General features: G+C 68.3%; 9 protein-coding genes. 1 reads left to right on the top strand and 8 read right to left on the bottom strand.

The window, feature by feature from the left end:
• Positions 1–273: 273 nt before the first annotated feature.
• From V8J36_RS18940 to V8J36_RS18930, 3 genes are all read right to left on the bottom strand, one after another.
• Positions 274–3,594 (bottom strand): LamG-like jellyroll fold domain-containing protein, encoded by a 3,321-nt coding sequence (locus V8J36_RS18940; protein ID WP_336468885.1) that lies wholly within the window; start codon positions 3,592–3,594, stop codon positions 274–276.
• 389 nt (positions 3,595–3,983) lie between these two features.
• Positions 3,984–5,120: a ParB/RepB/Spo0J family partition protein gene (locus tag V8J36_RS18935; protein WP_336468884.1), complete on the bottom strand. Its 1,137-nt coding sequence runs from the start codon at positions 5,118–5,120 to the stop codon at positions 3,984–3,986.
• A gap of 13 nt (positions 5,121–5,133) precedes the next feature.
• Positions 5,134–6,573, bottom strand: coding sequence for an AAA family ATPase (locus V8J36_RS18930; protein ID WP_336468883.1), 1,440 nt, complete (start codon positions 6,571–6,573; stop codon positions 5,134–5,136).
• Between the two features lie 643 nt (positions 6,574–7,216).
• On the opposite strand from V8J36_RS18930, the gene V8J36_RS18925 reads away from it, so the two are divergent.
• The gene (locus V8J36_RS18925) at positions 7,217–8,293 is read left to right on the top strand and encodes a replication initiator protein A (RefSeq protein ID WP_336468882.1); all 1,077 of its coding nucleotides are present in this window, start codon (positions 7,217–7,219) and stop codon (positions 8,291–8,293) included.
• Between the two features lie 43 nt (positions 8,294–8,336).
• Here V8J36_RS18925 and V8J36_RS18920 read toward each other — a convergent pair whose 3' ends face one another.
• From V8J36_RS18920 to V8J36_RS18900, 5 genes are all read right to left on the bottom strand, one after another.
• Entirely contained in the window at positions 8,337–10,004 is a 1,668-nt protein-coding gene (locus V8J36_RS18920) for a hypothetical protein (protein ID WP_336468881.1), read from the bottom strand.
• Positions 10,005–10,105: 101 nt separating this feature from the next.
• Positions 10,106–10,978 carry a glucose-1-phosphate thymidylyltransferase RfbA gene (rfbA, locus tag V8J36_RS18915; protein WP_336468880.1) on the bottom strand — a complete coding sequence of 291 codons (873 nt, stop codon included), beginning with the start codon at positions 10,976–10,978 and terminating at the stop codon, positions 10,106–10,108.
• A 226-nt stretch (positions 10,979–11,204) separates the two neighbouring features.
• The gene (locus tag V8J36_RS18910; protein ID WP_336468879.1) at positions 11,205–11,843 is read right to left on the bottom strand and encodes a hypothetical protein; all 639 of its coding nucleotides are present in this window, start codon (positions 11,841–11,843) and stop codon (positions 11,205–11,207) included.
• Positions 11,844–12,108: 265 nt separating this feature from the next.
• Positions 12,109–12,993 (bottom strand): dTDP-4-dehydrorhamnose reductase, encoded by an 885-nt coding sequence (rfbD, locus tag V8J36_RS18905; protein WP_336468878.1) that lies wholly within the window; start codon positions 12,991–12,993, stop codon positions 12,109–12,111.
• Positions 12,994–12,997: 4 nt separating this feature from the next.
• Positions 12,998–14,065, bottom strand: coding sequence for an acyltransferase family protein (locus V8J36_RS18900; RefSeq protein WP_336468877.1), 1,068 nt, complete (start codon positions 14,063–14,065; stop codon positions 12,998–13,000).
• Positions 14,066–14,085 lie beyond the last annotated feature (20 nt).

Here is a 14,085-nt window from a genome sequence, read left to right as displayed (position 1 = left end):
TCGAAGCAAGACCTGACCACGAGCATCAGCGCCGTGAACCTGGAACACATTCTTCGCCAGATCGAGCCCCACAGTGGTAATCTCCGACATGACCGCCTCCCAACATGGATTGTTGCGATCCCACCTTGGCACGTTGATGCCGTCGGGGGGCGGTTACAGCATCAACGCCACCGGGACCGGGCTCTTCGGCGGGCCGCACAGGCGAACCGGGCCGGCGTAGCGCCGGCCCGGTTGGCGTCACCGGTCAGCCGGGCTGCGCCGCCCGGCCGGGTTTCAGAACATGGTGATGTCGTGGCCGCTCAGCGCGGTTCCCGGCGCAAGGCGCAGGATCAGCTGCTTGTCCTGCTCGCCCGAGCCGTCGGCATCGAACCACAGCTGGCCGCTGTCCGCGTCATAGACGAAATGGATGTCCGCGCTGGGCGCTTCGGTGCCGGCGGCAAACTGCGCCTTGGCGGTCGTGCCCGCCTCGAGCCCGAGCAGATCGGCGTCGATCAGGATCCGGTCGCCCTCGGCTGACGCGAAGTCGGTGATCGTGTCGATGTTGTGCGCCGTGAAGGCGCGGTCGAAGACGAAGCAGTCGGCGCCGGCGCCACCGGTGAGCGTGTCGTTGCCCTCGCGGCCGAAAAGGAGCTCGGCCGCGGCGGTGCCGGTGATGACGTCGTTCTCCACCGTGCCGATGTGGCTGTCGCCGACGACGCCGACGCCGACGAGATCGGGATGCGCTAGGGCGGCGATCAGCTTCTGCTGATGCGCAAAATCGGCTGCCGCGTCCGAGGCCGTCATCGCCTTGCTGGTAAACTCGACATCGTCGACGGTGGCGGTCACGCTGGAATTCCAGGTGTTGCCGATCACCCAGTCGTATTTGCCGATCATCGACGTGTTCATCACTTGGTCCGTGGCCGCCGTCGCCACGGCTTCTCCGTCGACATAAAGGGTCAGCGCGCCGCCTTTGCCGCCATCCATGGCGAAGACGATCCGATGCCAGTCGCCATCCGACATCGTGCCTGCGGCTGAGGTCACGGTGACGCCGGTGCCGTTCGCCAGCTCGATGTTGATCGAGATCGAGCCATCCTTGTTGATCTTGGCGGTCATGCCTTTGTGCAGATGCATGAAAACGCCCGCACTGCGATCGCTGTCGAGCTTCATTGATAGGGCGACGGTGAAGTCTTCCTGCTTCTGCAGATAGGTGTTGCCGCGCCCGATGATCACCTTGCTCGAACCATCGAGATGGAACCCCGTCCCGGTCAGGCCGGTGTCGACCAGAGAGCGGGCCGCGCCCGAGCTGCCGAGCTTGGTGGTGGTGCCGCTGTCATCCTTGATCCCGTTCTCGAAGGTCAGACGCAGCAGGTCGCCCCCAGAAGTGCCATCGTTCGGATCGGAGAGGCGTGTCGCCAGGGCAAGGCCGGCCAGCAGACCGTCCGGCAGGAGATCCGGCGTGTCGACGATTACCGGAGCTGCCGCAACGGGCGCGACGATCGCAGCGTCGTCCTGAACGGTTTCAAGCCCGAAGGCCTCGGCATAGTCGGAGGCCGCCCAGTCATCGCCCCTGGCGGTGCCAAGCATCGTAATGTCATCGACGACGGCATGGACGCTGCTGTTGAAGGTGTTGCCAATCACCAGGTTGTACGTGCCGGTGTCCGGCAGACCAGAGCTCACGTCCGCAGTGCCGACCTCCTTGCCGTCGACATAGAGGACGAGTTCCCCTCCCTGTCCACCCGCGAAGGCGAAGGCGATGCGATGCGCTGCGCCGTCCGACATGATGCCGGCCGCGGACGTGACGCTGACAGTGCCCCCCGTGGTCCAGAAGGTCACGTTGAGCGCGCCCTTGCTGGTCACCTGGATCTGGAAGGCTTTGTGCATATGCACAAGCACACCCGAGTCCGTCTTGCTGTCGAGGGTCGCGGTCAGAGCGAAGGTGAAGTTCTGCCTGTCATAGATCTGCGAGCCCTTGATGTAGAGCTTGCTCGATCCATCGAGATGGAAGCCGGTCCCGTTCTGTCCGGCCACCTCGGTGTTGCTGCCCGAGGACCAAACCGTGGTGCTGAACCCGCTGTCGTCGGAGATCCCCCCCTCGAAGTCGATGTCGATGAGCAGGTCGGGCGAGGTCTTCGTCGTACGCTCGATGGTGTCGCTGGCGCCCGATCCGGTGATGACCGTCAGGACCACATCGTGGATGCCGGCGTCGGCATAGGTGTGGCTCACGCTCACCCCCTCGAGCGAGGTGCCGTCGTCGAAGGTCCAGATGTAGCGCGTCGTCGCCGGATCCAGGACCACGCCATCGACGTTCGAGAGGCTCGCGTCATAGATGACAAGTCCGGGCTCGCGGATCGAGCTGTCCTGCCGGATGACCGCGGTCACATCCTCGGCTTCGACCAGCGCCGCCTTGCCGGTCGTTTCCGAGATGATGGCACCGGAGGTATCGGCGATCTCTTCGGACCCGGGCTGGCTCAGAGAGGACCCGTGCCCGAGCCAGGCGCTGTCGGCCAAGAGCGTTAGATCCCGTTGGTCGATGTTGCCGGCCGAGATCACGTTGACGAAGTTGTCGCCAGCATAGTTGGCCGAGGTCGGGTCCAGAGAATAGGAGATGTTGTCGCTGGCCGTGGCGGTGCCGGTCGAGTAGCCGGCAGCGATGTTGTTCGTGACGGTGCCATTGGTGACACTGAGCAGCTTGATCGAAGGCGCACTGGTGGTCGGGGAGCTGGTCGTGGACTTCATGACCGCCGACGTGTTCCACAACAGCGTGTTGTCCGAAACCACAACGTCATCCGCGTTCGAGATGTAGATCCCGTGGGTCTGGCCGTTGTAGATCGTGTTGTCCTCGATGACGATATTTTCGTAAGGCTGACCGTCCGCGTTGTTGATCGTCTCGTTGGCGATGAAGATCGACTGGGTGGCGACGCCGTCCGTCGTCATCAGGTTGCTACGGATCACGAGATTTTCTGTGTTCTGGGTGGTCAGGCCACCGGCTGCGAACACCTGGATCATGTCCGAGTGGTTGTAGTTCTGGTCCGAGCCGTAGAAGTCGTGGATGTAGTTGTTCTCGATGAGCGTGTCGACCGCCCCGGTCAGACGGATCCCGTCGAAGGTCAGCTGGCTGATGTCGTTGCCTGCGATGGTCGTTCCGTTGCTGTTGATCACCGCGATGCCGTGACCGTAGTTGGAAATAGTGTTGTTGAGGAATGCGGTGTCCGTGCAGCCACGGACATAGGCCATGTTCCCGCCGATCGTGGCCGTGCCGGTCCCGGCGAAATATCCGTCCGACGCGCCTATGAAGGTGCAGTTCTGGAAGGTCACGCCCGTGGTGCTGTAGAGTTCCACGTCCTTGGCAGCGTCGGTCGCGGCGTCGCTGCTGTCGAACATCACCCCGTCAAAGGTGATGTTCGTCGTCGAAGTCATCTTCACATAGTTGAAGTCCGGGGGGTCGGAAGGGTCTGCAGCCACGATCGTGATCGGAGTTTCCGAGTTTCCGACGTTCGAGATGTTCAGCGTGTAGCCGAGATCATTGCTGGCGACGGCAATCGTCCCCCCGGTCTTGGACAGCAGGTACATCGCGTCCTTGAGTTCCGCAGTGTTGTGAACCGTGATCGTGGTCATTCAGGCTGGCTCCTTGAGCATCGTCATCGAACCGGCCCCTGCCCCCGCAGCCCTCTCGGCCTGCATCCGGTCCCTCATGGCGGCAAAACTGCCAAGAGAGGGGTGCGCAACTAAGGCGGGGCCCTTCCGAAATCGGGCAGGGCAGGGACGAGTTTTTGGCGCGACGGCGCAATTGCGGGGACATCAAGGCGGCGATTTCCGATCGGGCAACCTGCCCGTGGGACATCCGGCGATTGTGCCGGATCGGGAACCGGTCGCGCCTTGAAAGCGCCGCGGCGCGGCATCAGGGGATTCCGGAGATTTTTATCTTTCTGCGCGGGGGCGCAGGGGATTCGCCTTCCCCGCCGCCGCCTTGCAGGGGGCCCGGCAGGCCCCCTGACCGATGCCGCTCAGCGCTGCGCGCGCAGCCAGTCCTGCAGCCGCTCGATCATGCCGGGGCTGACGCCCTCGCCCTCGAGCTCGACCCGGCCGCGGCGGGCCGAGAAGCGGATCCCCGGCGCGATCAGATAGGGGTCCGACATCCGTTCGACCGGGGGCAGGACGGCGGGCGCGCGCGGCGGGGCCACCGGTCGGCCGGTCGAGGGGGCGGCCTGCGGCGGCAGGGCAGGGGCCTCCCTCTCGTCCTGGGTCCCCTCCTCGCGGGTCCCCTCGTCTTCGACGGCCATCGCCTCAGGGCGCGGCAGCAGCCGTTCCAGCGCGGCGGCCAGCACCGCGGCCTCGGCCTCCGGCGTCTCGGGGGCGGCATCGGCCAGCGCCGCGCGCAGCCGCCAGGCATTGGTCGGCTCGTCCAGCGCGCGGGCCAGCATCAGGCCCAGCCGCTCGGGGATCGCGGTCGGGAAGCGCAGCGCAGCCCCCAGTTCCGCCACCACCGGCAGGAAGGACTTGATCTTCGAGCGCTTGCCATAGGAGGCGGTGGCGAAGAGCGCGTGCAGGGCCTGCTTCTCGGTGGCGAAGACCCCGTCGGCGAGGCTTTGCGCCACGACATGGGCGCGCTCGTAGAAGCTCAGATCGGCGCGGACCTCGTTCTCTTCGACCATCGCCACATAGGCCGCCGCCCGGTCCTGCGGCCGGCGCAGCAGCGCCAGCACCGTGCCGAAGCGCGCCTCGCCGGTCTCCGCCTGCAGCTCGCCCAGCGCGCGCAGCCGCCGCCAGCCCGAGATCAGCCCGTAGCGCGGCGCGGCATTGCGGCTGGCCGACGGCAGCTCGACCACCTCGATCGGCGCCTGCTGGCCGCGGGCGCGCAGGCTTTCCTTCAGCTCCTCCATCGCCCCGGCCTCGGCCAGCACCCGGTCGCGGCTCTGGTACTGCGCCTCGATCGCCGCCAGCGGCAGCTCGAGCACCATCCGCCCCTCGGCCCGGGCGCGTTCCAGCGCCCCCGCCATCTCTTCCAGCGCCGCGGCCGAGGCCGCATCGCCCGCCACCCGCGCGATCGGCGGCCGGGCCCCCGCCCCGCTTCCCGCCTCGCCCTCGCGGGTCGCATCCATCTCCCAGCTGCCGCCGAGCGGGCTCAGTCGCTTGCGTGCCATTCCCGTCCCCCCCTCAGCCTGCCGCCCGCAAGACTGTCTGCGAAGATGTCTGGGTGGGCTTGCCATCGGGTGAGGCGACCGTGCGCTGCTTCTCGGCCTTCCGCCAGCTGCCGATCAGCAGGCGCTTGAAGGCGGCATAGGTCTCGTCGAAGGTCGCGCGGCCGCGGGCATAGGTCTCGCGGTTGAAGTCGCGGTAATCGGCCTCGTAGATGCCCGAGACCTGCTCGCCGGCCTGGCCCACCAACGCGGTGAAATCCTGGCGGTGGGGCGAGAGCACCGGGCCCAGATAGGCCTGCATCAAGGCCGCCATCTCGCCCTGCTGGGCGACGTCGTAGCGGGTGATGACCGCGCGCACCGCCTCCCATTCGAACGTGAGCCCCTCGCGGCCCAAGGCGCGCGCCAGCCGGTTCTCGGCCGCCTCGATCGAGCCGAAGGTCGAGTGCAGCATGTCGAAGAACCGCCCCGTCGAGTCGAACTCGAGGAACGAGGCGCCGAGCGGCACCAGAAGGATGTCGGCGGCGGCGAGCCCGTTGATCGTCAGGTAGCCGAGGGCAGGGGGCGTATCGAGGAACACGAGATCGTAGTCGTTCAGGATCCCGTCGGCTTCGAGCGTGGCCGAGAGCGCCTCCCACAGCTTCCAGGTCCGGCCCTGCATCCGCCAGACCGGCACCTGGAACTCGGCCCAGTAGAGGTTCAGCTGCGCGCCGATCAGGTCGATGTTCGGCCAGTGGGTCTTCTGCACGATGTCCTGCGCCCGGGTCTCGAGCGCCGCGGTCAGCGTCTCGTCGAGCGCGATCGGCTCTTCACCGCGGGCGAGGCGGGACTGGTTCTCGCCCTGCAGGTGGCGGGCGTAGTGGCGCGCCATCAGCGGGAAGACCGTGCCCCATTCGTCCTCGACCCGGCCGCCGAAGATCGAGGTCATCGAGCCCTGGCTGTCCAGGTCGATCACCAGCACCCGGTAGCCGTCGAGCGCCGCCGACATCGCCAGATGCGCTGCGGTCGAGGTCTTGCCGACCCCGCCCTTGAAGTTCGCCACCGCCACCAGCTTCGCGGGCAGGCCTTCCGGGCGGTAGGGGCGGTATTCCTTCGAGCGCGATCCTTCCGCCGCGAAATGCGCCCGCAGCCGCAGCACCTCGTCCAGCGTGAACCAGCGCGCCCCGCCCTCGGTCTCGGACCGGCCCTGCGGCAGGTCAGGGTTTTGGCGCAGCACCCGGCGGAAATGCTGGACCGCGACCGGGATCAGGTAGCGGGTGATCTCCCAGGTCGAGAACAGGCGCAGCGCCCGCCGCCCCTCGGGCCCGGCGCCGCGGGCCATCAGGTCATCGCGGCCCTTGGCACAGGCACGGGCGATCTCGGCGAAGCGTTCGGACGAGGCCGGGGCGCCAAGCTCGGCCAGCGCGACATCGGGGTCGATGTTGAAATAGGGCGGGATCTCGAGGGGCTCGGAAGCCATGTGCCTGTCCTTCCATGGACCCGCGCGGCGGGCCGGTGGTGCTGCTGCTCTGGGACCGGTCTCTGCCGGCTTTCGCGAGATGTAACGCGTTTTAGGCATCATATCGCAAAAGTCGCGACATGGAAGCTTTTTCGAAACATCGGCCTGCTGGCGCCTTGCCGATTCTCAGCTTTTCCGGGGGGTTGAAGGCCGCGGGCGCTGTGTCGGGGGCGCTGTCCGGCTGCGGTCGCCGTTATTTATTTCGTTAGTCTATATGTTACGGGGGGCTGCGGGGAAGCCTGGAGGGAGCAGGAAGCCCATGAAAACAGGGATTCGAGGATCTGTCCCGAAGCCTTGGGTGACTCTGAAACCACGTTCTTCCGACTCCGAAACCCCGAAGCCGCGATTCCGAAACCCCGAGGAAAGCGCACGGCCGGATGCCGCCGCGCTGGACCGTCGGGCGCGGCTCGCCTAGGGTGGGTGTCACTGAAACCACGATAAGGACCGGGCCGTTCCCAAGGGGGCGAAACCCGGCCAGAGCAGAGGCAACCGTCCGTGCGACACCGGGAAACCCGGGCCGCGGACATCGAGCAGCGGTCGGACCGGGGCGGCAGATCCCGGACGACAGGAGCCCTTTCGGGGGACGAGGACAGGCACCGGTCACATGGCCACCAGCATTTCCCTGCCGGGCATCTTCCCGGGGGGCGGGCTCCTGCCCGAGCACCATCCGACGGCGGACTTCTTCCTGTGCGATTTCGCGGGGGCGGTGCCGAAGGACGACATGGGCTCGATGGAGCATCCGCTCTTCTCGCTCGCGACCCGCCCCGACCGGCGGATCCTGCGCTATGCCCACAACGGCACCGAGATCGAGGTCGTGCCCTCGGTGAAGGGCCTGGCCACGATCCATGACAAGGACATCCTGATCTACTGCATCAGCCAGCTGATGGCGGCGATCAATGCCGGGCAGGCGGTCGGGCGCAGGCTGCAGCTGAAGGCGCATGACCTGCTGGTCGCGACCAACCGCGAGACTTCCGGCGATGGCTACAAGCGGCTGCGCGAGGCCTTCGAGCGGCTCGCCGGCACGCGCATCACCACCAACCAGGTGACGGGCGGTGTCGAGACGACCTCGGGCTTCGGCCTGATCGAAAGCTGGCAGATCGCGCGGCTGACCCGCGGCGGGCGGATGATCTCGGTCATCGTCACGCTCTCGGAATGGCTCTATCGGGCGGTGCTGTCGAAATCGGTGCTGACGCTCAGCCGCGACTATTTCCGCCTGCGCCGGCCGCTGGAGCGGCGGGTCTACGAGCTGGCGCGCAAGCATTGCGGATCGCAGCCCGAATGGCGGGTCTCGATGGAGACCTTGCAGAAGAAGTCGGGCTCGGTCTCGCCGCTTCGGGTGTTCCGAAAGATGATCCGCGACATGATCGCGGAAGGCAACCTGCCGGACTACCTGCTGGCCGAAGAGCCGGGCGACGTGCTGCGGGTCACGCCCAAGGCCGAGGCGCTGGCGCGGCGCAGGGGACCCGGGGGAACCAAGGCGGGGCAGGGGGCTGGCGGTCCGCAGCCCGAGCCGCGGCTGGCGCCCGAGACGCTGGACGCGGCGCGGGCGATCGCGCCGGGGAGGGATGTCTACGCGCTGCAGGCCGAGTGGCTGGCGGTCTGGCATGCGACGGGGCGCGCCCGCCTGACCGCCCCCGACCGCGCCTTCCTCGGCTGGCTGCGGAAGCGGCCCAGCGACTGACGGCGGGACTGACCGCCCCCGAACCTTTCGCGCGCGAAAGGTTTCAGCCGGCGTGATCGGGGGGGCGATCCGGGGCGGGACAGAGAACCTGCAGCAGCAGCACACCGCGGTCGGCGGCCAGCGTCTCGCTTCGGCATCCGGCCGCGTCGAGCCGGGTGGTGAGCGGCGCCATCTCGGGCCCGTCGGCACGGGCCTGCATCAGATGGCTCGAGAAGACATAGAAGACGGCCCCCCGCGGCGCCGCGTCCAGAAGCCGTTCCGCCAAAGGCGCCATGTCGAGGCCGCGCCGGCCATAGAGCATCTGCCGCGCCCAGCCGCCCGGCTCGTCGCGGTGCGCCTCGATCCGCGCAGAGAAGGCGGCCGGCGACAGCGCGGTGCCCGCAGGCCCGAACAGTGCGGGATCGGGGGCGGCGGTGGCGGGGTTGGTCCGGGCGACGACCGGGCGCGCGGCAAGGCCGGCGATCCGGTCGCGATAGGCCTCGAGCACCGGTTGGCCGAAGCCCCAAGGGGCGACCGGGCCGGGCGGGGCCGCGGCCAGAAGCGAGAGGATCTCGCGGTTGGCATTGGGCTGCACGATCAGCCGGTCCTGTATCAGGTTCCGCAGGGTGATCGCCGTGGCCCCGAGCATCATCAGCGCGAGGCCCGCCTGCAGCAGCCGCGGCCAGAGCCGGGGGCCGGCCGGCACCAGCAGCGCCGCCAGCCCGAGCGCGACTGGGTAGCCGGCGAGGAAGACGACATGGCGCGCGGTGAAGGCAGGGAAAAGCCCGGTCGCCACCAGCCCTGCCATCGTCGCGAGGCTTGCGATTGCGGCCCCGGCCATGCGGCGTGCCGCGGGATCCCGGGGTCCCGCAACGCCCAGTGCGAGGCAGCACAGAAGCGCTGAGGCGGTCACCACGATGCCGGCCTTGCGCAGGATGTCGCGTGCCAGCGTCCCGAAGGCCGCAAGCCTGTCGCGCCAGGGAGGTGCCGCGGCCGGTTCGGGTTGGCTCTGTGATGCGGGTTGGCTCTGCGGAGCGGAGTGGTCGGACGGCGTCCCGGCCTCGAAATATTCGGCGTAGGTCGCGAGCTGGACGGAGGTCGCCGTTCTGACGGCAAGGTAGTGCAGGCCGATCCCTGCAAAGATCACTGTCGCCATGACAAGGTCGCGCGCGAGCTGGCGCGGGGACCGCCGCGCGACCCTGCCCGGCAGGGCCAGCAGAAGCACGGTCCCCGATACCGCGATCGTCGCGATCCCGCAAAGGGATGCGGCCCAGAGCCAGACCGCATCGCGAAGGCCGAACGGCGCTGCCGGGGATCGCCGCGCCGCCCAGGCCAGCGCCAGCACAACGCCGACCGCGTCGAAGCCGTAGTATTTCAGTTCGGTCAGGTAGTAGAGACCCAGCTGTGGTCCGAGCAGCGCGAGTGTCAGGGCTGCAGCGAAGCAGGGTCGGCGCCAGTCGTGCCGGAAGGCCAGTGCCACCGCCAGACAGCCGGTCGTTGCAAGCGCAAGACGGATCGCAGGCACCGGTAGCGATGCAAGCAACGACAGCAACAGACTGAACGGAGGCGGGGCTGCCTGCGTGTAGCGTGGCAACGGAGCGAAGGCCGCGAGAGGATCCGGAAGCGGCATGTTGACGAGCATCATCGCCTCGTCGAGCCAGAGGCCGCGCTGCGCGAGCAGGCAGAGCACCAGCCCAAGCAGGCAGAGCCCCGCCAGCCCCACAATCTTCACGACACGACCCGATCCGGTGGCCGGGCGGCGGGAGGCGTTCTCCTTTCTTCTCAGCGAAGCCCCCCCGCGCCCTGTCATGGTCCGGCCCTTCGGTGCGAGGCTCAGTCGAGCAGCGCCTTCAGATAGGCACCGTAGCTGTTCTTGCCGAATTTCGCCGCCCGGCCTGCGAGGCGATCGGCATCGATCCACCCCTGGGTGAAGGCGATCTCGTCGGGCGAGCCGATCTGCAGACCCTGACGCTCTTCGAGGGTGCGCACGAAATTGCCGGCATCAAGCAGGCTCGCATGGGTGCCGGTGTCGAGCCAGGCATAGCCGCGGCCCATCGTCTCGACCGAGAGCATGCCCTCGTGCAGGTAGCTTTCGAGAAGCGTCACGATCTCGAGCTCGCCGCGGGGCGAGGGCTTCACCGCTCGGGCCCGCTCCGGCGCCGTGCCGTCGAGGAAATAAAGCCCGGTGACCGCGTAGTTCGAGGGCGGCACCGCGGGCTTTTCGATGATCTCGGTGACGGTGCCATCCGCGCCGAAGGCCACGACGCCGTAGCGTTCCGGATCGGCGACGTGATAGCCGAAGACGGTGCCGCCCGCGGGGCGCGCGTCGGCGGCAGCCAGGATCTCGGGCAGGCCATGGCCGAAGAAGATGTTGTCGCCCAGCACCATCGCCGAGGGGGCGCCGGCGAGGAAGTCCTCGGCCAGCAGATAGGCCTGCGCCAGCCCGTCAGGCGAGGGCTGCACGATCCAGGTGAAAGACACGCCCCACTGGCTGCCGTCACCCAGCATGCGCTGGAACTGGTCCTGGTCGGCAGGGGTGGTGATGATCGCGATCTCGCGAATGCCGGCAAGCATCAGCGCGGTCAGCGGGTAATAGATCATCGGCTTGTCGTAGACAGGCAGGAGCTGCTTCGAGACGGCCATGGTGATCGGATAGAGCCGGGTGCCGGAGCCCCCGGCGAGGATGATGCCCTTGCGGGTGGTCATGGATGCACTGCCTTATGCTGTTCTCGGGCCGGAGGACCTGTCGGACACTGTCCCGGCGATCCTCGCGACGATGCGGCAGCGCGGCAGGAACCGCAAGCACCGGGCGCGGCCATCGGTTGCCCCGCGCCCAAGGTCGGGAGGGGGGCTGGGGCCGATGCCGATGCCGATGCCGAGGCAGGGCCCGGGACCGCGGCCGGTCCCGGACAGGTTCAGCGGCGCAGGGCGCTTACGCCTTGCGGCCACGGCGGCGCAGGCCGGCGAGACCACCGATCGCGGCGGCCAGCAAGGCGCCGGCGGCGGGCAGCGGGACCGGGGCCGGGGTCGGATCGGGCGTGACCGCCGGCGGCGGGGTGACGCCGTTCAGGGTCAGCTTCGCGCCGGTGGTGACGCTGGGGCTCAGCACCAGGCCGTCGGCCGAGGCGAGGCTCAGCGTCGCGTCGATGCCGTCGAAGGCCAGCGGCGTGACCGAGGACCAGTCGAGCGCGCCGGCGATGATCACGCCCTTGAAGGTCAGCGCGCTGGCGCTGCCGAGCCCGGTGACCGAGGCGACGGCCGGGGTCGAGAAGGCCAGCGTCAGCTGCACGTCGTAATTGGCCGTGCCCGAGCCGAAGCCGGTCCAGCTGATCAGGTCGAAGGCCTGGCTCGCGCCTTCGTCGAGGGTGATCGCGGTGCCTTCGGCGAAGGCCAGGTCGGCGGTGACGCCGCAGGTGGTCTTCTTCAGGCAGGCGACGCCGTCCTCGGCCAGCGCGATGGCGGAATTGGCGCGGTCGAGGGTGAAGGTCACCGTCGCGGCCGAGGCCGGCGACAGGGCGAGACCGCCGACGAGGGCGAGGGGGGCAAGGCCGGAGGAGAGGAGAAGTTTCACGCTGGGGCTCCCGAAGCGAGGGTGAGGTCCCGACGCTAGCCAAGATCCCTGAGGCCTCCAAAGCCTCTCGCGGACGTTGTGCGCCGCGCGCCATTCGGCGGGAAAGTGTCCGGAATGTGGCGCGACTGTGCTGCCGCTGCGAACGATGTCGCCGGGGCGAGGCGGCACGGCGACAGAATCGTCTGCTGTGCATGCACCATTTTCTTCTGGCTCGGCAGAGGATGCCGAGCCCGGAGGTCGTGCCGGGAAGCAGGTTCGCCCGGCGTCAGCCCGGGGAGACGCCCAGCGGGGTTTTCAGTCCGAGTTCGGCCAGGATCCCCTCCAGCTCCGCGCGCCAGTCCGGACGCGTGATGCCGAACACGCGGGCGAGATCGTCGCAGTCCATGCGGCTGTTCGCAGGACGCCGGGCGGGGGTCGGGAAGGCCGAGGTCGGGATGTCCTCGACCGTCACGTCACGATCGGCGGCGACGAAAATGGCACGGGCGAACTCCGCCCAGCTGACGTCCGGCGCGCCGGAGAAATGATAGGTTCCGGACTTCGACGGATCGGCCAGAAGCTGGCGCGCCATGTCCACGAGGGCGGCGGCGATGGCGCGTGCCGGGGTGGGTCCGCCGATCTGATCGGCGACCACGGTCAGGTGGTTGCGGGTCTCGGAGAGCCTCAGCATCGTCTTGACGAAATTCGCGCCATGGGACGAGACCACCCAGGAGGTGCGCAGGATCGCATGGGGTCCGCCGGCGGCGCGCAGGCCATCCTCGCCGGCAAGCTTGGTGCGGCCGTAGGCGCCCAGCGGGCCCGTCGGGTCAGAGGGTTTCCAGGGCGCGGTGCCCTGGCCGTCGAAGACATAGTCGGTCGAGACATGCAGCAGCGGGATCCCGCGTGCGGCGGCGACCTGCGCGATGGCGGCGGGGCTCGCGCCGTTGACCAGCGCGGCGGCCGCCTCTTCGGCTTCCGCGCGGTCGACCGCGGTCCAGGCTGCGGCGATGATGGCCGCATCGCACTCTGCCGCCTGCATCACCGCGGCGCAGGCTTCGGGGTCTGACAGGTCCGCAGCGGTGCGGTCGAGACAGGTGATGCTCAGGCCCGGGCCGGCGAGGGCCGCGAGTTCGGTGGCGAGCTGGCCGGTGCGGCCGAAGACGAGAAGCTTCATCAGGTCACAATTCCAGGGGCTGGGAGAGGGTGCGGCGTTGTGCCCAGTATCTGCGCAGATGGACGACCAGCACCGCAAGGGCAAGCGTGGCCGGGTACTGCAGCAAGAAGACCGCAAGATAGCTGTCGCTGGTCTCCGACAGCTTCAGCGGTCCCGCAATGCCCGCGATTGCGGTAACCACCAGCATGTGGCTGCAGAACAGCGTGAAGACATAGGGTTCGAGACGGCGCATCCGGGCGAAGACCGCCGGCAGATGCCGGACGATGGCCTCGCAGACCTTCCAGACCAGAAGGCTCATGGCGATCCGGTCGAGCCATTCGAGCCCGGCGCGGCCGAGATCGGCGGCGAAGACGTTGCGCCCGAGACTGTCGGCCAGGAAGAGGGCGAGAACGAGACCCGAGGGCAGCGAACGGTTGAGCTGGCCGGTCAGGGCCAGGATCACGCCGGCGAGGTAGAACCAGGCGATCTGTGGGCGCAGGATCAGCGTACCGGGCAGCGCCAGCATCAGCGCGAAAGCCGCGACCGTGAGCATCAGGCCTGTGGCCGGACTGCGCCGCGCCAGCGCCAGGCTCAGTGCCGCGATGGTGGCGCAGACGAAGGTGTCGCGCAGGAAGGCCAGCGGCAGGTTCGCCGGCGGGGCCGTGAGGGCGAAGAGGGCATTGATCCAGCCCATCGGGCCCTGCGGCAGCCGGGACATGTCGCCGGTGGCCGCGGCATGGAGCAGGTAGAGGCCAAGCAGCGCAGCCGACCAGACGACCATCGGCCCGATCAGCATGCGCAGCTTGTGGCGGATGGTCTGCAGCGGCGGCGGGCCACGGCGCACCGACAGCACCAGCAGCGCCCCCGAAATCATGCTGAGAAGCGGCACGGAACTGCGGCCGAGGTAATCCACAAGCACAAGATAGACAGGATGTGCCCATCCGGGCTGCGCCTCGTCGAGGATGCGCCCGGCGCCGGGCCAGAAATGCACGGTGATCATCGACAGGATGCAGATCACGCGGGCCATCCGGATCGCGTCGGAACTCTGGCGCCGCAGATGGGCGTGACGGAAGAGCGAGGCGGGTTCGGTCATGTCCTGCAACACCTTTCTTC

Source organism: Frigidibacter sp. MR17.14, from assembly GCF_037095735.1.
Classification (GTDB): domain Bacteria; phylum Pseudomonadota; class Alphaproteobacteria; order Rhodobacterales; family Rhodobacteraceae; genus Frigidibacter.
Note: the sequence above shows the minus strand (reverse complement) of the source record. Positions and strands in the feature narration are given on the sequence as shown.